The sequence below is a fragment of the Salmonella sp. NW884 genome (genome assembly GCF_051700745.1).
Classification (GTDB): Bacteria; Pseudomonadota; Gammaproteobacteria; order Enterobacterales; family Enterobacteriaceae; genus Salmonella; species Salmonella enterica.
The window spans coordinates 119,754-145,894 of record NZ_JAMMDE010000002.1 but is presented as its reverse complement, the minus strand read 5'-3'; the positions used below and the strand labels follow the sequence as shown (position 1 = coordinate 145,894).

Genomic DNA, 26,141 nt, shown 5'->3' with positions numbered 1-26,141 from the left:
CACCTCAGATCAGACCGAACGAAGCGCCGAGGCCCGTCACGGTATCCACCGCGCTTGCCATCGCCGGGTTAGCCTGCAAACGCGCCTGCATCGAAACGGCAGCCAGTGCCATCAGACGAGTAACAGAGTTAATGCTGCTGATAACATCGCGGCGGCCTGCGGTGGTTTTCACATCACCCGATACGGCACCGGCAGCAACACGTCCGATTTCAGCAGTAGCGCTCATGACGTAATGCGGCAGCTTCTCTTTTGCCACTTCGTTCATCGGTACGCATGGCAGGCAGTGAATCTGCGCCAGAAAACCGTCAACCAGCGTGGAGTCCTCAGTAAGATCGGTAAGCAGCCAGATTTCCGATGGAGTGAGCTGATGCGGTTGCTCCGGGTTCAGCTTGTTACGCAGCGTCTGGACGTTCATTCCCGCGCGTTCTGCCAGCTTCGCCATGTTGTGACGCAGCGCAAAAGCCCGGCAGGCTTCGTCAAAATGCGGATGTTTGGAAACACGATAATCAAACATGATGTAAATCCTTTTCTATCCCAAAATGGAACTATCAGGCTTGCATTGCGACTTCGCAGCCTTGGGCCGCTTCCATCGTCAACGCGAACATGTTGATTTCGATAAGGCTGTTAACTCCGGCTTTTTTCCTGATGGGCAGGCGGTTTTCCCGGATCATTTGACGGGCATAACTAGGCTTGTAACCAGTACGGCGACAGAACTCATCCAGTGTGATGAATGGCTCAGATACCACAAGGTTGATGCTGGGGCGCATTGAAAAATTGCTTTTCATGATGCACTATTCCTCAGTTTGTGTTTAAAAACTTCACTATTCGGAACTATTCGCAATCATTCCGAACACCACAAAACCGATGATAGGATCGCATTTTAAATATGTCAAACACAAAAGAGACCCCTCTCGCGATCTCAGAATACAATTTCCCATCTCAAAGTGGTGGGAAGGAAGCGATAACTCGTATTCTCCAGGCCTATGGATTCAGTACCAGACAGGCTTTGTGCGATCACCTTGGGGTATCCCAGAGCACTATGGCAAACCGTTGGATGCGCGATACTTTTCCGCATGACTGGCTCATTGCCTGCCATCTTGATACAGGTGCATCCATGCTTTGGTTAACTACAGGACAAGGCACTCCCACCACAAAAATAATCAATGACAATGGATTGCTTTTGCAATTAAAAGAAATCTCAAACGGGATTTACTCATCATCTGAACAGGTCCGTTATGACTCCTGCCTTATCCCCCCAGATACAACAGCTCCGTTCTTGGTGAAGTTTGAAAAGGCTTTCTATCTTGTGGATGAGTTCAGGGGAGAAATCAACGATGGAATCTGGTTGATTAAATTAGATGGTTTTCTGAGCATCAGGCAAGTTTATCGCCTTCCTGGCGGACGCTTACGTGTAGAGAATGGTCCCGCATCCTTTGAATGCACCCCATCGGATATTGAGGTTAACGGTAGGGTGATCAGCAAAACAGCATTTACAGAATGAGCGAATTCGACTTTATACGGAAATAAGTTAAGGCTACTAGCATGAAAAAATTAATGGCAATCGTTACGTTAGGTTTAGTGTTTTTGGCAACACAGCCATCATATGCACGCAATTACCCATGCTCTGGGAAAAAAGGTGGCGTCTCACACTGCACATCTGATGGCAAATTTGTTTGCAATGACGGCACTATCAGTAAATCAAAGCGAATTTGCTCTAAAAACTGATTATGGCTGTCTCAAAGTTAGCTAATGGTAAGTGGCAGGCTCAGGTCTTCCCCAACGGTAGGGATGGGCGGCGCATCCGTCGCCAATTCGCCACCAAGGGCGAAGCCATGGCCTTTGAGCGTCACATTAAGGATCAAGCGCAGGACAAGCCTTGGTTAGGAGAAAAAGCAGATAAGCGGCGAGTTACTGATCTTGTTGAAACCTGGTTCAACGCACATGGCGTTACACTCTCTGATGGCCTCAAGCGTAAAGGTGCAATGGAATTTGCCTGCTTTGCTATGGGAAACCCTCTCGCCACTGAATTTAACGCCAAACTTTTTGCAACCTACCGTGAACAGCGTTTAAGCGGGAAAATTACACGTTCAGATCGGGTAAAAGCAGTGACTCCCCGTACTGTCAATCTTGAGCTGGCGTATTTCCGCGCCATGTTCAACGAACTGAAAAGACTGGATGACTGGAGCGCGCCCAATCCGCTCGAAAACGTCCGGGAATTTAAAATAGACGAGGCAGAGCTGGCTTGGCTAACAGTCGAAGAAGTCAAGCAACTGCTGGCAGAGTGTGAGAAAAGCAAAGCGGTAGATTTAGTAACCATCGTAAAAATATGCCTTGCAACCGGAGCACGATGGGGCGAGGCGGAGTCACTGACAGGCAAGCAAATAAGCCCCGGCAAAATCACTTATATCAAAACCAAGGGCAAGAAAAACCGCGCCGTTCCAATAAGTGATGAGCTTTACGAAATACTCCCAAAAGTAAGAACATCAAAACCAGTCTTTACGGGGTGCTATTCTGCGTTTCGTGGGGCAATTAAGCGAGCGGGGATTGAGCTACCTGACGGGCAGCTGTCACACGTTCTACGGCACACATTTGCAAGCCACTTTATGATGCGCGGGGGTAACATTCTTGTACTGCAGCGTATCCTTGGACACACTGATATTAAGGTGACGATGCGCTATGCTCATTTCGCCCCAGACCATCTGACAGAAGCAGTGGAGTACAACCCCTTAAATCTGATTTGATGGCAGCAAAATGGCAGCAAACCTATTCACTATGCTTTCATATTCCCCACTATTCGACGGCGCAAGGCGTTGAAATCAAAGTAACTTATTGTTTTATAAGCTTTAAGTTTGGGACTCATAATCGCTTGGTCGCTGGTTCAAGTCCAGCAGGGGCCACCAAATAAAACAAGGGCTTGCGAGAAATCGCAGGCCCTTTTTAGTTTCTGAGGCTACTTATAGGATACTTGAATAGATTATCAATTGTGATCTAAGCAGCAAAAAGCGTAATCCATTTCACGCCTTGTACTAAGCAACAATGATCGGCACATTGGACCAGTACTCAAAAAACGTCTCATCTAGAGTACGATATGCTGACATCAACAAGTCAAGCCGTGCTCCCAAAAATCTGTATCGCTGGATGTGGATTAAACGGGAGCATAGCCAAATAGCTGCGTCTAATACCGCTACACTTGCCAGTTATTGACATGAGGCAGCTACGCAAGAGCAACATACAGCAAACCGGGCGTAGTGCCACTTAGCGGAGGTAGTAGCCCCAATTCTTTGTCCCGCAAGGGCTGGCAAAAAGTGTAGCACTATTCTGTACAGCTATTTAGTATCCCTTCGACTAAGCTTGTATCGAACTCGGAAGTACTGCCGTTTTTTCTACAATTTTTGCCGTTAGTTCATCAGGCCCCATATCTTCTGCAATTTCTAACTCTTTCAACTTAAGCTTATCTATCAGGTCGTTATATCTAAGATCATACTCATTTAAGATTTGCTTCCATGTTTTGACGTAAATTTTCATATTTGTTGTTTTTTGAACCAAGCCAAACTCACCATGAATTTTATTAGTTTCTAGATCTGATGATAAATTTGCAGCAGTAATTTTACTATTAGATATATCATTTCCAACTAAAATAAAATCCCATTTTGTGTTTTCGTCTTTGAATTCATCAGTTGCAGATATTATATTTTTATATAACTTTATTTGTGCAAGCTCTTCATCACCGAGTTTTATACTCGGTTTCTTTAATTCAATCACAATGCAATGAAAGTATTCTTCATTATTTTCAGTATAACGTTTTGTTTTTTGCGCTGCAAATATGTCCATTTCTTTATTTTTATCTGGATGCTGCACACTATACTTATTATAATGTTCTTCGTTAAAGCCTTTAATCTTCTCCAGGTACTTTCTAAGAGCTTTATCAAACTTATCTTCTTCTGATGCAACTAGAGTGTATTGCTCTCCAAAAAGCCATAAGTTATTTTCTATACTCTTTTGAATGTGTTTTACCTCATACGACTCTTTCTTCTTTTCATATAACATTTTTTTGAAATAATCAATAACATCCAGCCTATCGTTAACAAATGATAAAGTCCTGGTAATATTAGAAAGTGAACTTCTTTTTATTACAGATGAAAGTTTATCAACCTCATCTTCGGATAGGGAAACTATCCCTTCAAAGATATCAAAGAGATTAGATAAGTTATTTGTTTCAACAATTCTGTCTAATAATTTAATTAGAATTTTCTTTTGTTTTTTGTTTAATGATGAGAATATTTGAGGTTCAGCCTCATAAATAACTTTTATAGTTTCAATGAGTTGATTCCTTTTAAATTCATTGAGCATTCTATTCTCACCTTTATATTCTGGAAATACACCCTCATTTAAATAGCTTTGAATGAGTTGATCTGCTGCATTATTCTTATATTTCCTGTACTCTTCCCTTAATTGCCCCTTAACCTTAAGACTGATGTATTTAAAAACATCTGAATCAACGCTGTTATCCGATTCACTAAACAAGTCACTTGACTCAGAGAAATCATCGAACCAACTTGATATTACATAGGATGAACAATCAAATCCTTTTTTGTTCATTTCAGAAAACTCTTTGTAAACAATATCACCTTGGCTATTTAAATAATATATATATGATTTTTCTACTACCGGCTTACTGGACCATATAACTGTTTTTGAATTGAAATCTTCCTCTCCAAATTCAGTAACATTTGAAGTTGAAGCATATCCGATTGGGCTAATAGGTTGACCATTTATTCTTAACTTTAATTTTGGTTTTGCCACTAACAACCAAGATATATCGTTCTGCAAATAAGGTATTACTATTGAATTAAAATAATCTTCAGCTATTGTTACAGGATTAAAGACCACCTTAGTTCCAGAATTTTTATGAGAGCACGTGGATAAATCTGAATATTCATATTCATTTAGATGCGATGAAACTATAGTTAGCGTAAATTCTTGCCCATTACGCCAACTAGTCCATTCGGCTTTATCAGCGAATTTACAGAATGAAAACCGCCCCTTACCTTTATGTCCTCTTGTAACAGGTGTTCTTTTTGCTTTCTTCTTGGAGTCTAAAAACTGTCCGAAAGTTTCATCGACTTCGTTGAAATCGATGCCAGTTCCATCATCAATAATTTCTATTGACGATATTCCACTTAGACCATTCGGAACAACTGTAATATTAACATTTGTGGCCTCAGCATCAAAAGCATTCCAAATATATTCGGAAATAGCTTTTTCGACAGTAAGTTTTTCTAACTGGCTTTTAATACTTCTTTCAGAATTTTTTGTTTGTTTTTTTTGAATAGCCATAATAATCCCTACTTAATCAGAATCCTATGTTAGAAACGATTGTATATGTTTTCTGTGAAAATTCTATAAATTGCACGTAACACTGTGTTTGATTTCTGATTTTGATAGGACCATCTCAGTTACGATAACAAGCATACTATTCGTGAACCTCTTATCTATGTGTGACCAGCCCCTATAGCATTACCATTTATTCCCACTCCGCGAACAGCCCCGCCCGCCTGCCCGCTTCGCTTAACAGAATGGTTTTCATGCACCCCGTAAATCGTCTCAGGAGCCGCCACACAAGGGCTTTCGCGTCAAAAACGGCGCATGAGACTCATGCGTTTTCATGCACCATAGACATGCACTCATGCGCTCTCAGGCCAGCCAGGAAAAAGGCGTAAAAAATCCCGGTACAGTACCGGGATTACGTGGGCGTTTTATGTTGATCAGACAGGGATTTGCTGACGGCTTGACAGTTTTGATGCAGAGCCATAGCGATTGAGCGTTCTCTTTTGCTTTTCAGGCTTTTCCGGTTCATCTGATTCCTGTTCATTGCGCCGCGGTTTCATAATTATCGTATCCACACTTTCCAGTGCGGTAAATGTGCAGGAACATTCAAGATTCTGGCACTGATACCATGAGCGTTTAACCGATGGTGCTTCATAGGCGGAGGTTCTGGCGTGTGCCGTAGTGCCGCATTCGGGACATTTAAGTGCCATCAGATACCCTCCACGGCCCGGTTACGTTTTTGCAGTTCTTCACGTTCCTGCCGGATCTTCATTTTATGAAGGGCCGCCGGAGAGGGAAGTTTGCGGAAATCAGCAAGGGCAGCATAATCCGGCGCAACACCTGCCAGTTTAAATACCGGGTCCTGTTCCGGCATCGCAGCGTTAGTAAGAGCCAGTTTGGTGATATGTTTGTGAATAAAGTCTTTCAGTACTGTGTCCGGGTCATTAACTGAATTCACCACACCCACAACGGCACTGGCTTCCCGCCCCATTGTGGTTTTGAGCAGGCTCAGTGTCTGGATTAACGCCTTACCATGCGACTGCATGAAGTCTTCCCAGATTTGCTTTGCGCGAATTTCCACAAGGGTGTTATGTGCGCTGATATACTGCCCGGCTAATTTCCCGGCCTCCTGCGGTAATAAGGCATTTTCGCTTTCCTGAGCTGCCAGCAGTTCATCAAAATCCTCAAGCGTTTCTCGTCCCAGCGCAATTTCCGTGCGCAGTTTTTTCATTTCCTTTGAGACTACGCCCTGACTTTCACGAAACAGCGTGCGCCACTCATCATTCAGCGCGTTCGTCGTGGCTTCCATTTCAGCGCGGCGCTGGCGGATTGTCGCAATATTATCTGCTGCCGCTTTTTGCTGACGACGTGCTTCAAGCCATGCGTTTCTGGCTGTGTTGAGGGTTTCCAGTGCCCGCTGCGTTACAGCCGGAAAAGTGGAAAGGCTGGTATTCTCTGCGGTGTTGTTCATGACTTCTCCTGTCGGGTTGCTTCGTTACGTCAATTGTGTCGTGGCTGACACAAGCGCACTATCGGTGCTCAGTGTGTGGTGGCTGGCACAACGGGCGTTTGCAGTTATTCAGGCGTGGCTATGAAAGCCAGCCAGATAAAAATGCCTCGGTTTCAGTCTGCGTTATGTCCCTGCTGTGGTGGAACAGGTGAAACATGTGTTACAGCATTGTTTTATAAAGTATTTATAGGCACAGCACAGGTGGAACATCGCGGGTAACAAGGTGGAACAGCGGATCGGCTGGCGTTCCACCTGTTCCACCTCACTATTTCAAAAGGTGGAACAGGCTCAGCCCTTGTAAAATACGGTTGTTCCACCTGTTTCACCTGTTACCCTTAATAAATAAGACTCACGCAAAGCCTTAACCCGGCACCTCGCTGTTGAAGACATAGAGTCTGCGGGGATTCATCTCTGGCGGGCGAATGGTTGTCTGTAGCTTGCCATCGGTGGAGGGCAGCAGGTATCCACGATCCGCGCACAAACGCGCCACCTTGCGCGGGTCAAATCCCCGGCAGATTTCTTTCCAGCCGGACGGCATGACGTAGAACGTGGTGACGGCTTCCGTGCCCTGCGCGGTACTGCCTTTCTCCACCCTGCGCCAGCCCACCATATTGCCAGGGCGGTTGCGCTCGTCGTGCCAGTCTGCAAAGCGGCTGTACTGATTCGCGGTAAAGAAACTGCGTACCTGCTCCAGCGCGGCAATATCTTCCTGATTGGCAGTATGCCCGCGATCTTTCAGCCATGCGTTCAGGCAGACGCGGGTTGCCCGCAGCGCTTCACCCTCAGGCCAGCCGGTGATCCCCAGACGGGTTGCCAGCTCGCCCGCCATCGCCACCAGTGCAAATCGGTTGACGGCCCGGCCCACCTGATTACCCGCATCTTTCGGGGTCAGCGCGGCGGTATATTCCTTCATCAGTGACTTTGCCTGTGCCGTCAGCCCGTTAAGGTCAGCGGTCAGGGCTTTCAGCCACTCCCGGAACGGCGAACCGTAGTAGCTGGACGTGGCCCACTCCAGATGTTCCGCCAGTGCCTTGCCGCTGTCGAAGCCGTGCAGCTCCTCAAATACGCCAAATTTCCCGGAATCGCTGGGGATCTGGATCATCCTGACTTCCATCCCGGCAAAGGTACGCTCACCAGCTTTTGCCGCATGTTCGGTCAGTGACAGCTCGCCGGTTGAAAAGAACAGCAGCCGCCATTGCTTACGGGTGCGCAGCTCACCGTCCGTACCGGCACGGCCCTTGCCCTGACCATTTGCCAGCATGTAGGCGATATTGCCTGCCTCGCGTCCGTCCACCTCCCGGATCTCATCGAGCATCATGGCGGCATCGTTGCGGCGGCTGGCGCATCCCTCCAGCGCGTTGCCGGTTGCCCGCCACGTCTGCCAGTAGTCAGGCCCGCCGCAGACGGAGGTTGCCGCTTTCATTGTGGTGGTCTTACCGTCCGTCGATTCCCCCTTGAGGTGATAGCCGCCGCCGTCCATACCAACCAACCGTAACAGGGGGGCAGCAAACGCCAGACTGACGGCAAACGCCACGCGGGAGTTGCCGGTGCAGTAGCGGGAAACGTGCTCCCGCCATTCCTCCGTTGTGCCCGACACGCGGAAATCGCGACCCTGCACGGAAGTGGTCTGGAGAATGACACCCTCTGCACCTTCACCGCTGACCTCATCCTGCAGGACGTAAACCTGACCATGCCAGCCGGTGCGGCTGACGCAGGTCACGCGGCGTTCCGGTTTACAAAGAGAGATATATTCCATAAGGCGTGCGCGGGCCTCACCGGTGGTGCTGATATAGGACAGTCCGTTGACCAGCAGTACCCGGCGCAGCTCCTCACCGCTGCCGCTCAGCATTTCCATCGGCATCGCCCAGCGGCGGCGCTCACCCCACGTATCTTCCCACTCCAGCAATCGCCCGAAGTTACCGCCATCAGCATCGCAGGTGATTGCCGTCACGCGCAGCGGGTTGCATATTTTGACGTTCTGGATCTCCGTCTCACCGTTGCGCTGTACCTGCTTTTCATACCAGAGGTATTCCTGGGTTAGACGGAACCCGTGCGGCAGCTGCGTGCGGCCCTCCCCGCACAGCACCAGACCGTTACGAAAGGCTTCGCGGGCGCGGGTAATACCGTGCTCCCGGTGGAAATCATTCCAGTCGGCCTTAATCTCTCCCGGTGGCAGCGTCATCCAGCCGCCAACGGCTTTTGCCGCCCGTTCAGCAAAAGATCTGCCGGGATTCTCGCCCCCGTCCTGAAAATCGTTATCACCGGCGATGATAATTTTTACCTCAGGCCAGCGTGCCCGCAGCGCCTGTGCGACGTTGGGCAGGTTGCCAGCAGATATGGCAGCCACTACGCATCCGGCGGTGATCTGGCTCACCGTCAGTGCCGTGGCGTAACCTTCGGTAATCACCACCTGTACCGGTGGTTCAGACGGTAACGGACTGAGCGCCACAAACGCGCCTTTCATCGTGCTGCCGGGCAGTATGCTTTTTTCACCCGTCGGGGCGATAAGCTGCGCACCGGTCACGGCTCCGGCGTTGGTCGTGAGCGGTAGCAGCAGGGAGCCGACAGGAAAATCCTTACCGCTGATATGCTGCACGCTCCCGGTCAGGGGGGCCGGGTATCCGGCGAACCCTTTTCCGGTCAGATAGGGGCTTTCTCCCGTGTGGCTCTCTTTCATCAGCGCCGCCACGGTAAGGCTCATGTCGCGTTTAGGAGCTTTTTGCCTGGCGGGCTTAACGGGCAATTTCTGCACATCCGGCATATTAAGCACCTGCGCCACCTCCTGCGCTGCCTTTCTGACACCGTAACCGGTCATGAGCTTAACCAGATCCAGACCATCACCATTGCCGCACTCGCTGCAAATCCACGTCCCGCGCCCGTCAAGGTCATCGAGGCGAAAACGATCCTTGCCCCCACATTTCGGGCAGGGACCGTGCCTGCCGTTTTCAGGTACATCAATACGCAGCATCTGCAGAATAACGGGCCATTTCCCCCGCGCGGCGGCTGAAATCTGCGTAACCGTCTGTGTTGTCATACTTCCCCCTGATGCAGCGCCACACCCGTGCTGCAGAAGTCATCAAAGGCCGCCGGAAGCGTGCGGTACAGCTCCGCCATCACTTCACAGCCGCGCACAGTCAGTACCGGCGGCGCGGTCAGCAATGATGGTTCCAGCATGTCAGTCAGCAGCGCCAGCGCCGCCGCTGCTCCCTGTGCTTCGCCATATTCGTTAATCAATGCGCACTCGATATGCAGGGCAATGGCCATTTCAATACGTTCAACCGTCAGGCTGTGCGGACCATATTGATCGCAGCCGGTTTCAGTCAGCGCTTTCTGGCGCCATGCCGATGCAATAGCCCGCCGGTAAAGCGCAGTAGTCATTTCTGCCGGAAAAATAGAAACCTGCGGCTGGTTCATTGGGTGCCTCCTTCAATCAGTTCGCAACTGTGCGCAATATCCGTCAAATCTGCCCGCAGGTACTCCATCAGCGCGGCAATGCCTGGCGCACAGCCTGCATCCAGCGTTCCGCCCTGAGACGGGTATTCAGAAAAGAGAAGCTGGAGCATGTCGCAGGCATTTCTTGCGCGAGTCAGCTTTCCGAAACCGTCCTCTGACAATCCATAGGCAAAAGCACCGGTATTGTGTTTTTCAGGCAAAGTGTGGCCCTGAGCACTGTTGTGCCCGTTTGAAAAATTCATCGTGGATTACTCCGTTTTCAGCGGCGTTTTGTCAGAGAAACTTTGAATAGTGATTGTCGTCAGGTTCAGCAGAACGCCGTATGCTGCGCTCCCGCCAGCGGGAAAATACCACTGACGGATGCAGCGTTAGCGGGCCGGAGCCACTACCTCCTGCCGGAGTTGGTGAAGGTTTAAAGAGCGGCGCATCAAACAGGCGCGTATACCGCTGTTCAAACCATGCCAGAGGGCAGGAAGAAATCTGGTTGTCGCTGTCATAACGTATCAGCACTTCTCGGCTGAATTCAGGATTAACCAGTGCCACGGAGGGAGTGGCTTCCATTAATCGGATAATCGTGACGGTCCAGCCATGTTCATGCTGCCAGCGTTCGCCGGGTTGCGGATAATTACGCATGTTCACCTCCACATGGAATGCGACCGGCAAAGCTCAGCACGTAGTCCGGGGCAAGTCTGCGTCGCGCTGAACGCTCGTTATCTGCGGCGATCCTTAACATCACAGGACGGGCATTGCGTTGACTGCGGTTGATCGCAGCAAATAACCAGGTACACTTCTGTTTAGCCATCTTCGTTACCTCTTATAACGGTTGGTTAAATGCCTCTAGGGTGGTTCCAAGCAACCTAGAGGCATTGCAACTAGGTGTCGGACACAATGTATTTCAAGGTGTCCGACACGTCAAGTATTGCAACTGTTCTTTTTTTGTCTATCATTGTCCGACACCTACCTTAAAGGACAAATCAATGGCGACTAAATCTATCAATGCGAAATCCAAAAGATTTGATGTGCGTGTACCTCATGAAATAGCTGATGCCGTAGAAAAACTTAAAAATACGGGTGAAAGCACTGGTCAATTTGTTGTTACAGCTTTAGAGGCAGAAATAAGAAAGCGTCAATTTGCTATTAATAAAAACAAGTGAGTTTTAGATATGGGCATTATAATGCCCATATTACGCATGTAATCTTTTAGTTGAGCTTATAAACTCGTCTAAATCTGTACGCAAATATATGACCTTTTTCAAGCCCGCCTTATAGAAGGGAATACAGACTTTACCTGTACTAGCCCAATTTGCCATTGTTGCTGGTGTAACACCAATGTATTCAGCCGCTTCTTTTCTTGTGAGTCGCTCTTTCATGTACATCGTTATCACCTCTTGTCTTGCTCGTTTTGGTGATTAGAACGATAAATCGAAAGCTAGCTCACTAAAAGAATCATTAGCCAAATAGTATGATCATTATGAGATAATAAGTATACTCATTGGCTAATGATCATTTAAAAATCATAGCGTTATTGTGTTATCAGTTTGAAGCGTCTTATGTATGGCTCATGAGGTGTCTGACATAGTTCACTACGGATATCTTGCACCCATCTCATCAATGTTTGCTTAGAAGGGGCATTTTTATGATTTGCAAAATGTACAGCTAACTTGTTACTTAATGAGTAATGTGATACGTCAGGATATTCTCCAATCGTTAAGCAAACTATTTTATATACTTCTTTATAATTTTTATTTCTTGGTCCTCTTTTTGTAGATACTGATTTTCCTACATCTTGAAAAACTTCATTACCATTTTTCAAATAGAAAGAAACAACTCTTCTGAACTGTGATTTATAGTAATCAAGATAAACTCGTCTTAATATTTCATCTTTTAGAACAGTTAGAATATCTTCCGCTTGTGAGATATAGCCCTGTTCTTTTAAAAAAACCACCATAGATAACGTGCTCAACTCATGCTCATTAAAAGATAATGAGTTATCTTTAGCCGTGAATTTTATATTATTAAAAACAGAATCGAAGTCTAAAACATTACCAGAAAAATCTCTGCCCTTTGTATTTCTTAAAACCCTATCAAAATTGAATTTCAAATCTCTCTTAGATGCACTTTCTATAATAGTAAGTAACGTTTCAAACACAAAACTGGTATCATAACGGTTAATCAATGATTGATTTAGTGCATTATTAAAACACTGAACAGCTTGAGGAGATAATATCCCGGACCGTTCTGAATATCCCATTAAAGCCTTTATTGTTTCGTTTATAAATGGCTTAACATCCAAATCAGTATTCATTTCCTCTCCCTTAACAACTCTTCAAGAAGCTTAGATTTATCTTCCTTAGATAAACTTGCTAATAACTCTTTAGTATTGATAAATGGTACTTGAATACCTGCCTCTTGCATAATTTTCATTTCTATCCGCGCTGCAGGCTCAACCAACTCCTCAACAGGAAGACTTATATAACCAGCTGTCACATCAGAAACCCTACCTGATCTGTGATTCATAAGTCTTTTCAAAATATAAGTTCCTACACCACTCAACTCCGCAATTGTTGCAAATGTACGCCGAGCATCATGGCAAGTAAAATTAATAGGTAACTGACCGTCAAACTCACCAGATGAAGTAGCTGCAACAATTTTATCTATAACTTTACGGGGATCGGTGATCACTCCCCCCCTCAATGCAGGGAAAACAAATCTTGAGCTATTTTTTTTAAACTGTAGGCGTCTTTCAAAAATAACCTGCAATGTTTTAGTAATAGGTAACTCTAACGGTTCTCCATTTTTAGTTTTATCAATCCAAAAATAACCACCAGCTAAATTAACTCGTTCCCATTCAAGCCCAAATACTTCCCCCCTTCTTAAACCAGTAAATAGTGCCATATCAATAGCATCACAAACAGACAATGCATGATCATCTCTAATATCTAGAGCATGCTTTCGAACAAATTCAACTGATTTTAACCAACGGCCCAAGTCTTTATTGCGAATGCGTGTATTCTTTCTGACCAAGCCATGCCATTGCCGTTTGCTACTTAAAACAACCGTTGGCGGCTCAGGAAGTAATTTGCTACCAAGCTGATCCCTATAGTTATCATTTGCAAAATTATAAACAGCTCTCAATGCGCGCCCCCAAAGATCAGCTTGAGAACGACTCCCCTTACCTACCCCTGCTCTAAGTTTAGATAAACATTCCCCATACCAAACCGTTCCATCCGTAATTTTTTTATGACGGTTAAATACATCATCACGTGAGATATTTGCCATAGGTCTATCCAACCAATCACCAGAAAAGTTCTGTAATAGACCTCGATACTGATTCGCAGTTGCAGGCTTAAGTCGGTGTCCACGCGTCTTGATATACAATTCAAGGGCTTCACGCAAAGTTACGTTAGAAAGACTTTCTTCACGAGATACAACATTTGGGTTTCGCCCCGTCATACCTATGTCACCAAGCTTATCCAATGCCTTAGCCCTGGCTTGCTCAATCGTGATTTCTGGAAATCTCCCTAAAGTTGCACGAATAAATGCACCTTTAACTTTTCTAACAACGCAGAATGTCTTGATTCCCGAAGCTCCAACTCTTAGCCGAAGTCCTTTAACGTGAGAATCATGATAATCAACTTGTTTTCCTTTAGGGGCTGCAGGGAGTTCGGCAAGCTTTGACTTGGTAAACTTGAATGATTCCACGATGCGGTATCCTAGATCCTTAAAAAATTGCCTTAAAATCGCTTGGCCTAAGCCAGGATACCCCTAGGCTACCTTACATTATGATTTAAAGGGAACTATGTATAATCATGGTTAATCAAATAGAACCAATAACTCAATGAAAGATATAGATAAAAATATAAAATTATTTGTGGTTAATTTAATGCGCGATATCTCATAATCGCTTGGTCGCTGGTTCAAGTCCAGCAGGGGCCACCAAATTTTAGCTTTAAAATCATATAATTAAGCCACTCTAAAGAGTGGCTTTTTTGTTTCTGACAGGGCTCGCCCCATACCGCTATTTACGATGCCAATAGGCTGCCGCACGTACCAGGTGTGGATCAAACCCCTTTTCAAAGCACTGACTTAAACGTTTTACCGTTTTGCCTTCGCCAGTAATCCAGATGAAATAGTCTGATTCTGGTATTGTCAGCTGCGACAGGCGCGTTTGCATTGCCTGTTCATCGTCGCCAACAACATATTCCACAGTAATATCCGTCAAATGGGCGAGATAATCGCGGTATGCCGCATCCTGAATGCTCACCAGCGCGGTTACCGCAGGGCGCGCAGGCAGACGGCTAAGCGATTCCAGACGACGACGTAGCGCAGGCATACCGGACTCATCGCAGACATAAACCTGACAGGCATAATCTTCCGGCACCACCAGCGAACCGCGCGGCCCGCCAATCGTCAGTGTATCGCCTTCACGGGCTTCCATTGCCCAACGGCTGGCTACGCCGCCATCGTGGATAAAGAAATCCAGCGCCAGCTCGCGACGCGCCTCGTCATACAGCGGCGTGTAATCCCTGGAGACCGGACGAACGCCCTCCCCCCAGATAATGCCTTCCTCAGTGACTGTCGGGGGCGTAAAGCGACAGCCTGGCTCAGGGAAAAAAACTTTCGTGTGATCGTCAAAGCCCAGGGAGGTGAAACCGTCCAGCGCCTCGCCGCCAAGTACGATCCGCTGAAATCCTGCGCTAATACGTTCTACCCGCAGAACGGTTAGCTCGCGAAAACGCAGTTCGTTACGAACACGCTGTGGGTAGCGTGCGGATGATGTCGTCATTTTTTGCCTTCGTGAAGTAATACGATATATCTAAATTAAAGTTTTAAATGATAATGATTGTTAATCAGTAAAAATGCAACTGTTTTTTGATAGTGTTCTGGCAACGCGTAGCTAACTATAACCTTAATATAAAACCTTATAAATTAATATATTATTGCAAAAAGCGCTTTTGCCCTTGCTAAAATCCATCATTTAGATATAAATTAGATATATCTAAATAAGCAGGAGACAATGATGCAAAATCAACATGAAGGGTGTTGCAAAAACCAGGATCATAAGCACGATGGTTGCTGCAAAGATCGAGAACATCAGCATGAAGGCTGCCATAGCGCGCATCAGCATGAGAACGCCAGTTGCGGCGGCGAACACCGTCACGGACACGGCTGTGGTCGTCATGGACAGGGCGGTGGTCGACGTCAGCGATTTTTTGGCCACGGGGAACTTCGGCTGGTCATTCTTGATATCCTGACCCGGGACGCCAGCCACGGCTATGAACTGATTAAAGCGATAGAAAACCTGACGGGGGGCGGCTATACGCCAAGCGCTGGCGTGATCTACCCTACGCTGGATTTTTTACAGGATCAGCAATTTATCACGATTAGCGACGAAGAAGGCGGGCGGAAAAAAATCGCGATTACCGCGAACGGCGCGCAATGGCTTGATGAAAATCGCGAACACCTGACGCATATTCAGGCGCGGCTAAAAGCCCGTTGTGTGGGCATGGAGTTACGTAAAAATCCGCAGATGAAGCGGGCGCTGGATAACTTCAAGGCCGTGCTGGATCTGCGGATAAACCACAGCGATATCAACGACGCGCAAATCAAACGCATTATCGGCGTGATTGATCGCGCGGCGCTGGAAATCGCCGAACTGGATTAAGCGGGCTGCGTGTCCTCTTCGCGGACGCGGAACACGTTAACCAGCTCTTTTAAATGTAACGCCTGTTCGTTCAGCGACGCTGCGGCGGCAACAGACTCTTCCACAAGGCAGGAGTTTTGTTGCGTGGCGGCGTCAATCAGGCCAATCGCGCTGTTAATCTGCGAAATACCGTCAGTTTGCTCGCGGCTGGCCTGCCCAATCTCGCGTAATATCACATCCATCTCTTCGACGTTATCCACCATGCCATTAATCAGGGCGCTGGCTTTCTCCACCAGGTGCATCCCTTCCTGAGTCTGACTGGTTGAATCTTCAATCAAATTACGGATTTCACTGGCTGACGAGGCGCTCTTTTGCGCCAACTGGCGAACCTCTCCGGCGACAACGGCAAAACCACGTCCATGTTCGCCCGCGCGCGCCGCTTCAACCGCCGCGTTCAGCGCCAGAATATTGGTCTGAAAGGCAATGGAATCAATGATATTGATGATATCCGACATACGATTTGCCGTATCGTTAATGACGCGCATTTTCTGCGTCACTTGATTCATCATCTCCCCATTGTTTTTCACCACGCTGGCGGCACCGGCAGAGAGTTTGGTCGCTTCACTGGTATGGTCAGCCGTATTTTTAACCGTGGCGGTAATCTGTTCCATCGACGCCGCCGTTTCTTCAACCGAGCTGGCCTGTTCTTCCGTACGCGCCGCCAAATCCTGGTTACCGGCGACAATTTGCGCCGCCGCTGTGGAGATACTTTCCGAACCGTTTTGCACTTCCTGTACGATATCCAGCAGACGCGTTTTCATCGCCATTAACGCTTGCAGTAGTACGCCTGTTTCATCTTTATAGTCGGTGGTGATATGGCGAGTCAGATCGCCATCGGCAATCGCCTCGGCAAAGCGTACTGCGTCATCAAGCGGCCGGGTAATAGAACGCACAATATACCATCCCATTACGCCTCCGGCGGCGATGCTTATCAGCGCCAAAGTGATTAACAGCGTCCGATTATTTTTAAAATCCTCTTTGACCTGCACGCTCGCTTCATGCATCTGCGCGTCCTGAACAGCGATAAGTTCCTGGACTTTGTCCTTATAGACTTTTTGCACCTGCACCGTTCTGGTCATCATCTCCTGAATGGCCGCCTGACGATTATTGCTTTGAATATCTTTCAAAATACGGAATCTGGACTCCAGGTATTGCTGGCGCGCTTCACGGATTTCATTAATGATTTTCTGTGAATCCGCATCGTGACTATTTTCCCTGGAAAGCTCATCCAGTAACGCCGAAATGCGCTGGCTTATCTCACTGAGTTCTTTCTGCGAGCTCTGGCTCCAGCGCCCCTCTTCATCCAGTAACATGAGCTGCTGCGCGATGATGAAATCATTAAAATTATCGATTAACAGATTGGCTTTTACCGTGGTGGGATAATCATTGGTAATAATGTCCTGCATACCCGTATTAGCCCGATCAAGGCTAAACAAAGACAGAGCGGAACTCACCACCATGAGAACAATGAATAAGCCAAAGGCCATAAATAATTTTGAACGTATTTTAATGTTATGCAAAAACATATTTTCTCCCTGGGATTGCATATCCTCATACAGGAAGATTTATCGGCAATAATGTTACTAACTTTATGATATTGATCGCTTTTTATTTCGGAACATTATTAGTAAGTAATATTTATTGTTCACAGAAAGATGAACCAAAAGTGACATAAATTGGCACTAATAATGAAAGAAATACGCTAAAAGGTTAACCATTTCTTATTTATTAACTGAGTTTATACCTATTAATAGGTAGACAAGGGAGAAGGAATAAATATCACATTATTTTTAACATCACAGGCCACTGATACTCTCTATGATGGCAGGCACCGCCTTCTATCAGAGCGCATCCGCCCGGTAAGCTTGTTGCTACCGGGCGGATGTCATTACCGTTGCTACCTACAAATAAACTTAATGCAGTACCGTGACCGCATCCTCCAGCCGGCTGGCACGGTGTTTTACCATCGCGGAGACTTGTGCGCTCTCTTCCACCAGCGCCGCATTCTTCTGGGTTATGCGGTTCAACTCGTCCACGGCGCGAGTCAGGCTGGAAAGCCCATCTGTCTGTTCCTGCGTCGACTGACTGATCCGTGCGATAAGCAGGGTGACATTTTGCACCTGGGCTACAATGTCATCCATGGTACGGCCTGCGGCGTGCACCTGCTCGGAGCCTGACTGCACCTTCGTTGCGCTGGCATCAATTAATTTACGAATATCGTTCGCCGCGTTAGCGCTGCGGCTGGCAAGATGGCGTACCTCGCCAGCAACCACGGCAAACCCTTTCCCCTGCTCGCCCGCTCTCGCCGCTTCTACCGCCGCATTCAGCGCCAGGATATTCGTCTGAAAAGCGATATCGTTAATTAGCGTGGTGATCGTCCCGATACGTTGCGTACTGTGAGCGATATCATCCATCGTTTTAATCACCGTATCCATCGCCTCACCTCCCTGAGTCGCCGCGCTACTGGCCGCCATGGAAAGCTTATCCGCAGCGGAAGCCGTCTCGGAATTGAGCTTCACGGACTCCGCCATCTGGTTCATGGTCGTTACCGTTTCCTGAACATTCTCCACGGTCTGACGGGTGTGTTCGTTCAGATCATTGTTACCCTTCGCCAGCCTTTCACTGCCGTTTCTGACGCTGGACACCTGACTTGATACGTCATTGATCAGCCAGCGGCACATCAAGCCAAGCTGCCCCACGGCCCTCAGCGTCAGCCCCAACTCATCGCTACGATTAAGGTGTTGTACGCTGTTGCGTTCGCCGGTCGCCACTTTCAGCGCCTGCGTCGCCACATTTTCAATGGGACGCACAATTTGCCATTCAAATAGCGCCGTACCTGCCAGCATCGCCAACGCGCCCAACAACAACGCCTGCCATGAGGCATCCGTACCGAACAGCGCCAACGCCAGCATTACGGCCATTAGCCCCATAATGCTACGCACTCGCCAGCGAACAGGCATCGCGGGCAGTTTGCCCAGCAAGCCCTGACGAACCACCAGGCCTTTATGAATACGTTTACTACACCGCCCTTCATTTAGCGCCTGATATAAAGGCTCGACGGCGGCAATCTCATCATCCGTGGCGCGGGTACGGATCGACATATATCCCGTCACACGCCCTTCACGTATCATCGGTACCGCGTTGGCCCGCACCCAATAATGATCGCCGTTTTTACGCCGGTTTTTCACAATGCCGCTCCACGGTTCGCCCTGTTTTAGGGTGTACCACATATCTGCGAAGGCAGCTTTCGGCATATCCGGATGACGCACCAGATTATGTGGCTGCGCCAGTAACTCGTTTAACTGATAGCCGCTCACCTGGACAAAAGTGTCATTGGCGTGAGTGATATAGCTTTCCAGGTCGGTCGTAGACATCAGAGTGGTATCATCATCCAGCGGGGTATTTAGCTGGCTGACGTAGGGATGAGAAGACATGATAGCGTCCTGTGCAGGTTATCTGGATGTTAATTTTTCGCTCAGATGTTATTTCGGCGCTAATCTATTTATCTTTAGTTGTTAAAATTGCTCTGGATCGCAATTTGCGATTAATCCTTAATATTTGTACGATTTTCACCTCATCCCGCGCCTTATTTTCATTATGAAATTGTTTAGCGTGGGCAACCTTTTTCTTTAAAATCTGCCCTGGCTCACCTTTTTCTCATGCCGCCGCTAACGCAACACACCGTAAACCGTAAAACAAGATCTGCTCAAAATGCATCCAATTGTTAACGTATGACATTAAATGTTGTGTAAATGTGATTATTCCTGGTGTTTATCCCGATTTTCACTATGGGCTTAGACCCCCGCTAATCCCTGCAATACTTAATTCAGTATCATGTGATACACGGCCCTCTGGAGCTCATTTTGAACAGGTTACCTTCCAGCGCATCGGCTTTGGCCTGTAGCGCGCACGCACTGAATCTCATCGAGAAGCGAACGCTAAACCATGAGGAAATGAAAGCACTAAACCGAGAGGTCATTGACTACTTTAAAGAGCATGTAAATCCAGGATTTCTGGAATACCGGAAATCTGTTACCGCCGGCGGGGATTACGGAGCCGTAGAGTGGCAAGCGGGCAGTTTGAATACGCTTGTCGACACCCAGGGGCAGGAGTTTATCGACTGTCTTGGGGGGTTTGGCATCTTTAACGTGGGGCACCGTAATCCTGTTGTGGTATCCGCCGTCCAGAATCAACTCGCAAAACAACCTCTCCACAGCCAGGAGTTACTTGATCCCTTGCGGGCGATGCTGGCAAAAACGCTGGCGGCGCTGACACCGGGGAAACTCAAGTACAGCTTTTTCTGTAACAGCGGCACCGAATCCGTCGAAGCGGCGCTAAAACTGGCAAAAGCGTATCAGTCGCCGCGCGGCAAGTTTACCTTTATCGCCACCAGCGGCGCATTTCATGGCAAATCATTGGGCGCGCTCTCCGCCACGGCCAAATCCACCTTCCGCAGACCCTTTATGCCTTTACTGCCGGGCTTCCGCCATGTGCCGTTTGGCAATATCGACGCGATGAGCATGGCATTTAGCGAAGGCAAAAAAACGGGCGACGAGATAGCAGCCGTGATTCTGGAGCCTATTCAGGGTGAAGGCGGCGTGATCCTGCCGCCGCAGGGATACCTGACAGAGGTACGTAAGCTCTGTGACGAATTCGGCGCGCTGATGATTCTGGATGAAGTACAAACCGGCATGGGGCGTACCGGCAAGATGTTTGCCTGTGAGCACGAAAATGTGCAGCCTGATATTCTGTGTCTGGCGAAAGCCCTGGGCGGCGGCGTGATGCCGATTGGCGCCACCATCGCGACTGAAGAGGTGTTTTCGGTTCTGTTCGACAACCCCTTCCTGCATACCACCACTTTTGGCGGTAATCCGCTGGCTTGTGCTGCCGCGCTGGCGACCATTAACGTCCTGCTGGAGCAAAATCTCCCGGCCCAGGCGGAACAAAAAGGCGATACGCTCCTGGATGGTTTTCGACAACTTGCGCGTGAATATCCCAATCTGGTACACGATGCTCGCGGCAAAGGTATGTTGATGGCCATTGAATTTGTCGATAACGAAACGGGCTACCGTTTTGCCAGTGAGATGTTCCGTCAACGCGTGCTGGTCGCTGGTACGCTGAATAATGCGAAAACAATTCGTATTGAGCCACCGCTCACGCTAACCATTGAACTGTGCGAACAGGTATTGAAATCAGCGCGTAATGCGCTGGCGGCGATGCAGGTGAGCGTTGAAGAGGTTTAAAAACGATGCCGGATGGCGCTATGCTTATCCGGCCTGTTTTCCCCGGGTCGCGGCCTCTTTTTTGAATCCCATCACAATCACCACATTCCCCTTTTCCCTTTTACCTCGCGACGGCTACAGTAGTAACTCATCCGACCACATAACAATAATTTTACATACTGGATACGCTTATGAGCTACCCATCGCTGTTCGCCCCGCTCGATCTGGGCTTTACTACTCTCAGAAACCGTGTGCTGATGGGATCGATGCACACGGGTCTGGAAGAACATCCTGATGGCGCTGAGCGCCTTGCGGCATTTTATGCCGAGCGCGCACGACACGGCGTAGCGTTAATCGTCACCGGCGGTATTGCGCCCGTTCCCTCCGGGGTCGTGATGACCGGCGGCGCGATGCTGAGCGACGCCAGCCAATTAACGCCTCACCGCGTGGTGACCGATGCCGTACATGCGGAAGGCGGTAAAATCGCGCTGCAAATTCTGCACACCGGGCGTTACAGCTATCAGCCGCACCTGGTCGCGCCGTCGGCAATTCAGGCGCCAATCAACCGCTTTATGCCGCACGAACTGACGCATGATGAAATCTTGCAGTTAATCGACGACTTCGCGCATTGCGCGCAACTGGCGCGGGAAGCAGGCTACGACGGCGTAGAGGTGATGGGATCAGAGGGCTATCTGATTAATGAATTTCTCACCCGGCGAACTAACCATCGCGATGACGAATGGGGCGGCGACTATGCCAGCCGTATGCGCTTCGCGGTTGAGGTAGTACGCGCGGTACGCCAGCGGGTAGGGAACGACTTTATTATTATCTATCGCCTGTCGATGCTCGATCTGGTGGAAAATGGCGGCACGTTCGACGAAACGGTACAACTGGCGCAAGCCATTGAAGCCGCAGGCGCAAGCCTAATTAATACCGGCATTGGCTGGCATGAGGCGCGAATCCCGACCATCGCCACGCCAGTACCGCGTGGCGCCTTTAGCTGGGTGACGCGGAAACTCAAAGGTCATGTGTCGGTTCCGCTGATCGCGACCAATCGCATTAACGATCCGCAGGTCGCCGAGACGATCCTGACGCGCGGCGATGCCGATATGGTGTCGATGGCGCGTCCCTTCCTTGCCGATGCCGAATTCCTGACTAAAGCGCAATCCGGACGCGCAGATGAGATCAACACCTGTATCGGCTGTAATCAGGCCTGTCTGGATCGGATCTTTATCGGCAAAGTGACCTCCTGTCTGGTGAACCCGCGCGCCTGTCACGAAACCCACATGCCGATAACGCCGGCCATACGCAAAAAGAATCTGGCCGTTGTCGGCGCAGGCCCTGCGGGGCTGGCTTTCGCGATTAACGCCGCGTCGCGCGGCCATCATGTCACGCTGTTTGACGCTCAGAGTGAAATTGGCGGTCAGTTTACTATCGCCAGGCAGATCCCGGGTAAAGAGGAGTTTTACGAAACGCTGCGCTACTACCGTCGAATGATCGATGTTACTGGCGTTACGCTGAAACTGAACCAACAGGTGAACGCAGAGGATCTTCAGCCGTTTGACGAAGCGATCCTCGCCTGTGGAATAGTACCGCGCCGCCCGCCGATAGACGGTATCGATCATCCAAAAGTATTGACCTACCTGGAGGTATTGCGCGATAAAGCGCCGGTTGGTAAACGAGTGGCGATCATCGGCTGCGGCGGGATCGGTTTTGACACGGCCATGTATCTGAGCCAGCACGGCGAATCCACCAGCCAAAATATTGCTGAATTTTGTACGGAATGGGGAATTGATACCAGCCTGCAACAGGCAGGCGGTCTGCGCCCGGAAGGCCCGCGCCTGGCACGTAGTCCACGGCAAATCGTCATGCTGCAACGCAAAGCCAGTAAGCCGGGCGAAGGGTTAGGTAAAACCACCGGCTGGATCCATCGCGCGACGTTACTGGCGCGCGGCGTGAAGATGATCCCGGCGGTCAGTTACCAGAAGATCGACGACGACGGATTACATCTCTTGATCGGCGGCGAACCGCAGTTGCTGGAAGTGGATCATGTGGTGATCTGCGCCGGACAAGAACCCCGCCGTGAACTGGCGGACCCGTTACGCGCCGCAGGTAAAACGGTACATCTTATCGGCGGATGCGATGTCGCGATGGAGCTGGATGCCCGACGGGCGATTGCCCAGGGCACCCGACTGGCGCTGGAGATTTAACGACTTTGCCTGATGGCGCTGCGCTTATCGGGCTTACGCCGTCATACCGGTTTTATAGGCCGGTATGACGCTTGAGCGCCTTATCGACGGCGTCCCTGCTTCACCGCTTTCAAAATAACAAACTTATTGTTGGTTGCTATCGTCGCGCAATTACCGAAAATCTTCTTCAGCTTGTGGAAATAGTCCAGATGGCGGTTCGCCACAATATACAGTTCGCCGTTGATTTTCAGGCAGCGGCGGGCATGATGGAACATCTCCCAGGCGATATTATCCGTCAGCGCATGTTTCTGGTGGAACGGCGGATTGCAGAACACCGCGTTAAAACGGAACGGCTCCACGCCGGAGAGCGCGTTGTTGATCATAAATTCGCAGCGTTCGAATGCTTCCGGCAGGTTCGTTTCTACATTCAAACGGCTGGAATCTACCGCCATCGGCGATTCATCGACAAATACCACGTTCGCCTGCGGATTTTTCGCCAGTAAGCTCAGGCCAATCACCCCATTGCCGCAGCCGAGATCGACAATCTCCCCGTCGAGGTTTTCCGGCAAATGCTGCATAAAGAAGCGCGCGCCGATATCCAATCCGGTACGAGAAAACACATTCGCGTGGTTGTGAATCGTCCAGCCTGTATCTTCCAGTTTCCAGCTTAGCGTTTGCGGCGCGTCGGCCAGTTGCGGATGACTGAAGGTACAGTTAATCAGGCGCGCTTTCTTCCACGCCAGCGTCGTCGTGGTTGGGCCCAGCACTTTTTCAAACAGTTCCAGCGTAGAGGTATGAATATCACGCGCTTTCGCGCCGGCGATAATACGCGTTTGCGCCGTAACGACCTTACGCAAAGCGCGTAACTGCTGTTCCAGCAACGCCAGCGTTTTCGGTACCTTAATCAATACCACGCCCGGCGCCTGCGGGTAGTCAGCGGTACTGTCGAGAAACGTTACGCTGGACTCCGCGATGCCGTTATGGCGTAAATTCTCTCGCGTACCCAGTTCGCTTAAATATGAATCGCCAATATTGTATGGCGAATGCTCCGCCAGCGCACAGCTTAGCGCGCCAAACGTATCATTCAGGATCAGCACCGGGCCGCGAATTTCCGTCTCATCCAACTGTTGCAGCAGATACTCATCGGCCGCCTCCCACGCCAGAAGCGGGTTAACATCATCCGTTTGCGGAAAACGTTTCAGCGTCAGTGAACGGAAACCGTCGTCTACGTGGCTCATTAGGCCTCCTGAATGGTAAAATTGCGGCGTTATCCCTGAAAAGGGTGCGTGAGTATACACTTTTTATCGGCAACATGGAGCTTTGATGACCTCACTAACTTACCTTCAGGGGTATCCGGAACATCTCCTTGCCCAGGTACGCGCCTTAATCGCCGAGCAGCGCCTGGGGGCGGTGCTGGAAAAACGTTATCCCGGCGCGCATGATTACGCTACTGACAAAGCGCTATATCACTATACTCAGGAACTGAAAAGTCAGTTTCTGCGCAATGCGCCGCCCATCAATAAAGTGATGTATGACAGCAAGATCCATGTGCTGAAAAATGCGCTGGGACTGCATACCGCTGTCTCGCGCGTTCAGGGCGGCAAGCTCAAGGCAAAGGCGGAGATCCGCGTCGCCACCGTGTTTCGCAACGCCCCGGAGCCATTCTTACGAATGATTGTGGTTCACGAACTGGCGCACCTGAAAGAGAAAGATCATAACAAAGCGTTTTATCAGCTCTGCTGCCATATGGAGCCGCAGTACCATCAACTGGAGTTTGATACGCGACTGTGGCTGACGCATCAGGCGCTGTCGGCACAATAAATTCTGAAAATGCCCCTTCCCCCGTATCTTTTTAACGGCGTGGGCATAAAATCGGCGCGTTCACATTTCGCTCATTGCCTGCCGCCACGTCAAGGATGACGATCTGTAGAGGGTATTTTTTATCCACCGCCAACGGAACCGCGCAACAACCATGCTCTCACAATGTGCCCGTTTTATCCGCCGCCTCTGTTTTACACGCCGGGCGTTAGCAGTGGCGTGTTTTCTGCTTGTCGCAGCAGGCGTCGCGCTTTTCTATTCCAACTGGCTTATCGTCAACGCCTCACAGCATCTGACATGGAATGACATTCAGACCGTTCCCGCCCGCAACGTCGGGCTGGTGTTAGGCGCTAAACCCGGCAATCGGTATTTTACCCGGCGGATTAATACTGCCGCCGCGTTGTATCACGCCGGTAAAGTGAAGTGGCTGTTAGTCAGCGGCGATAATGGCAAAAAAGAGTACGATGAACCTTCGGCGATGCAGCAGGCGCTGATAGCGAAAGGTGTGCCGGAAGCGGCCATTTTTTGTGATTATGCCGGATTCTCCACGCTGGACTCCGTGGTTCGCGCCCGGAAAGTGTTTGGCGAAAGCCGCATTACGATTATCTCGCAAGCATTTCATAATCAACGGGCGATCTGGCTGGCGCAACAATATGGCATAGACGCTATCGGCGTTAACGCGCCGGATCTGAATAAAAGGCACGGAACCTACACACGACTTCGGGAAAAGCTGGCGCGGGTTAGCGCGGTGCTGGATGCCAAAATTTTGCACCGTCAGCCTAAATATCTGGGCGCTGGCGTCACTATTGGGGCTGATAGCGCACACGGGTGCCCTTCTCGCCAGTAAAATGCCAGAGTGCGTCGCAGCGCACTGGCAAGGGCGGAAAGGCGTGCTACATTGACGAAAAATCCCTTTC

At 49.3% G+C, this 26,141-nt stretch carries 25 protein-coding genes; 8 read left to right on the top strand and 17 right to left on the bottom strand.

Annotation, left to right across the window (positions count from 1 at the left end; translation table 11 throughout):
* Positions 1–4: 4 nt before the first annotated feature.
* Positions 5–514 (bottom strand): phage regulatory CII family protein, encoded by a 510-nt coding sequence (locus NA197_RS05110; RefSeq protein WP_015386351.1) that lies wholly within the window; start codon positions 512–514, stop codon positions 5–7.
* A 34-nt stretch (positions 515–548) separates the two neighbouring features.
* The gene (locus tag NA197_RS05105; protein WP_015386350.1) at positions 549–785 is read right to left on the bottom strand and encodes a hypothetical protein; all 237 of its coding nucleotides are present in this window, start codon (positions 783–785) and stop codon (positions 549–551) included.
* 101 nt (positions 786–886) lie between these two features.
* On the opposite strand from NA197_RS05105, the gene NA197_RS05100 reads away from it, so the two are divergent.
* The gene (locus NA197_RS05100) at positions 887–1,501 is read left to right on the top strand and encodes a phage repressor protein CI (protein WP_015386349.1); all 615 of its coding nucleotides are present in this window, start codon (positions 887–889) and stop codon (positions 1,499–1,501) included.
* 226 nt (positions 1,502–1,727) lie between these two features.
* A complete protein-coding gene (locus NA197_RS05095; RefSeq protein WP_015386347.1) occupies positions 1,728–2,741 on the top strand; it encodes a phage integrase in 1,014 nt (337 codons plus the stop codon).
* Positions 2,742–3,345: 604 nt separating this feature from the next.
* Here the strand turns inward: NA197_RS05095 and NA197_RS05090 are convergent.
* From NA197_RS05090 to NA197_RS05055, 8 genes are all read right to left on the bottom strand, one after another.
* Positions 3,346–5,337: an ATP-binding protein gene (locus NA197_RS05090; RefSeq protein WP_064042839.1), complete on the bottom strand. Its 1,992-nt coding sequence runs from the start codon at positions 5,335–5,337 to the stop codon at positions 3,346–3,348.
* A gap of 428 nt (positions 5,338–5,765) precedes the next feature.
* Positions 5,766–6,038 carry an ogr/Delta-like zinc finger family protein gene (locus tag NA197_RS05085; RefSeq protein WP_074181569.1) on the bottom strand — a complete coding sequence of 91 codons (273 nt, stop codon included), beginning with the start codon at positions 6,036–6,038 and terminating at the stop codon, positions 5,766–5,768.
* Positions 6,038–6,799 (bottom strand): phage polarity suppression protein, encoded by a 762-nt coding sequence (locus NA197_RS05080; RefSeq protein ID WP_064042838.1) that lies wholly within the window; start codon positions 6,797–6,799, stop codon positions 6,038–6,040. Before NA197_RS05080 ends, NA197_RS05085 begins: the two co-directional genes overlap by 1 nt.
* A gap of 400 nt (positions 6,800–7,199) precedes the next feature.
* Positions 7,200–9,872, bottom strand: coding sequence for a DUF927 domain-containing protein (locus NA197_RS05075; protein ID WP_371062111.1), 2,673 nt, complete (start codon positions 9,870–9,872; stop codon positions 7,200–7,202).
* Entirely contained in the window at positions 9,869–10,252 is a 384-nt protein-coding gene (locus NA197_RS05070) for a DUF5375 family protein (protein WP_001075577.1), read from the bottom strand. The genes NA197_RS05075 and NA197_RS05070 overlap by 4 nt, the downstream gene beginning before the upstream one ends.
* A complete protein-coding gene (locus tag NA197_RS05065) occupies positions 10,249–10,533 on the bottom strand; it encodes a hypothetical protein (RefSeq protein WP_001011721.1) in 285 nt (94 codons plus the stop codon). The genes NA197_RS05070 and NA197_RS05065 overlap by 4 nt, the downstream gene beginning before the upstream one ends.
* A gap of 31 nt (positions 10,534–10,564) precedes the next feature.
* Positions 10,565–10,924, bottom strand: coding sequence for a hypothetical protein (locus NA197_RS05060; RefSeq protein WP_064042836.1), 360 nt, complete (start codon positions 10,922–10,924; stop codon positions 10,565–10,567).
* Positions 10,917–11,093, bottom strand: a complete 177-nt coding sequence (locus NA197_RS05055; protein WP_024134542.1) for a host cell division inhibitor Icd-like protein — start codon at positions 11,091–11,093, stop codon at positions 10,917–10,919. Before NA197_RS05055 ends, NA197_RS05060 begins: the two co-directional genes overlap by 8 nt.
* Before the next feature lie 175 nt (positions 11,094–11,268).
* Between NA197_RS05055 and NA197_RS05050 the strand changes: the two genes are divergently transcribed.
* The gene (locus NA197_RS05050) at positions 11,269–11,445 is read left to right on the top strand and encodes a YlcI/YnfO family protein (RefSeq protein WP_170872875.1); all 177 of its coding nucleotides are present in this window, start codon (positions 11,269–11,271) and stop codon (positions 11,443–11,445) included.
* Between the two features lie 30 nt (positions 11,446–11,475).
* On the opposite strand, the gene NA197_RS05045 is transcribed toward NA197_RS05050, so the two are convergent.
* From NA197_RS05045 to NA197_RS05030, 4 genes are all read right to left on the bottom strand, one after another.
* Positions 11,476–11,667: a helix-turn-helix domain-containing protein gene (locus NA197_RS05045; RefSeq protein ID WP_058657987.1), complete on the bottom strand. Its 192-nt coding sequence runs from the start codon at positions 11,665–11,667 to the stop codon at positions 11,476–11,478.
* A 146-nt stretch (positions 11,668–11,813) separates the two neighbouring features.
* The gene (locus NA197_RS05040; protein ID WP_064042835.1) at positions 11,814–12,596 is read right to left on the bottom strand and encodes a hypothetical protein; all 783 of its coding nucleotides are present in this window, start codon (positions 12,594–12,596) and stop codon (positions 11,814–11,816) included.
* Positions 12,593–13,993, bottom strand: a complete 1,401-nt coding sequence (locus tag NA197_RS05035) for a site-specific integrase (RefSeq protein WP_058657989.1) — start codon at positions 13,991–13,993, stop codon at positions 12,593–12,595. Before NA197_RS05035 ends, NA197_RS05040 begins: the two co-directional genes overlap by 4 nt.
* Positions 13,994–14,309: 316 nt before the next feature.
* Positions 14,310–15,077, bottom strand: coding sequence for a siderophore-interacting protein (locus NA197_RS05030; protein ID WP_000213684.1), 768 nt, complete (start codon positions 15,075–15,077; stop codon positions 14,310–14,312).
* Positions 15,078–15,308: 231 nt separating this feature from the next.
* Between NA197_RS05030 and NA197_RS05025 the strand changes: the two genes are divergently transcribed.
* On the top strand, positions 15,309–15,956 hold the full coding sequence (locus tag NA197_RS05025) for a PadR family transcriptional regulator (RefSeq protein WP_086011941.1): 648 nt from the start codon (positions 15,309–15,311) through the stop codon (positions 15,954–15,956).
* On the opposite strand, the gene NA197_RS05020 is transcribed toward NA197_RS05025, so the two are convergent.
* Together NA197_RS05020 and NA197_RS05015 are read right to left on the bottom strand one after the other, a co-directional pair.
* Positions 15,953–17,521: a methyl-accepting chemotaxis protein gene (locus NA197_RS05020; protein ID WP_000478462.1), complete on the bottom strand. Its 1,569-nt coding sequence runs from the start codon at positions 17,519–17,521 to the stop codon at positions 15,953–15,955. The two genes, NA197_RS05025 and NA197_RS05020, sit on opposite strands and share 4 nt — an antisense overlap.
* A gap of 387 nt (positions 17,522–17,908) precedes the next feature.
* Positions 17,909–19,429, bottom strand: a complete 1,521-nt coding sequence (locus NA197_RS05015) for a methyl-accepting chemotaxis protein (RefSeq protein ID WP_000094645.1) — start codon at positions 19,427–19,429, stop codon at positions 17,909–17,911.
* 429 nt (positions 19,430–19,858) lie between these two features.
* Here NA197_RS05015 and ygjG point away from each other — a divergent pair, with 429 nt between their 5' ends.
* Both ygjG and NA197_RS05005 read left to right on the top strand, forming a co-directional pair.
* Complete coding sequence (ygjG, locus tag NA197_RS05010; protein ID WP_001520281.1) at positions 19,859–21,238, top strand: putrescine aminotransferase; 1,380 nt, start codon at positions 19,859–19,861, stop codon at positions 21,236–21,238.
* 170 nt (positions 21,239–21,408) lie between these two features.
* A complete protein-coding gene (locus NA197_RS05005; protein WP_064042833.1) occupies positions 21,409–23,427 on the top strand; it encodes an NADPH-dependent 2,4-dienoyl-CoA reductase in 2,019 nt (672 codons plus the stop codon).
* Between the two features lie 80 nt (positions 23,428–23,507).
* Here the strand turns inward: NA197_RS05005 and rlmG are convergent, their stop codons facing one another.
* Complete coding sequence (gene rlmG, locus NA197_RS05000; RefSeq protein ID WP_064042832.1) at positions 23,508–24,644, bottom strand: 23S rRNA (guanine(1835)-N(2))-methyltransferase RlmG; 1,137 nt, start codon at positions 24,642–24,644, stop codon at positions 23,508–23,510.
* 85 nt (positions 24,645–24,729) lie between these two features.
* Between rlmG and NA197_RS04995 the strand changes: the two genes are divergently transcribed.
* Together NA197_RS04995 and NA197_RS04990 are read left to right on the top strand one after the other, a co-directional pair.
* Positions 24,730–25,227 carry a M48 metallopeptidase family protein gene (locus NA197_RS04995; protein WP_000202966.1) on the top strand — a complete coding sequence of 166 codons (498 nt, stop codon included), beginning with the start codon at positions 24,730–24,732 and terminating at the stop codon, positions 25,225–25,227.
* 151 nt (positions 25,228–25,378) lie between these two features.
* Complete coding sequence (locus NA197_RS04990; protein ID WP_064042831.1) at positions 25,379–26,071, top strand: SanA/YdcF family protein; 693 nt, start codon at positions 25,379–25,381, stop codon at positions 26,069–26,071.
* Positions 26,072–26,141: the final 70 nt, after the last annotated feature.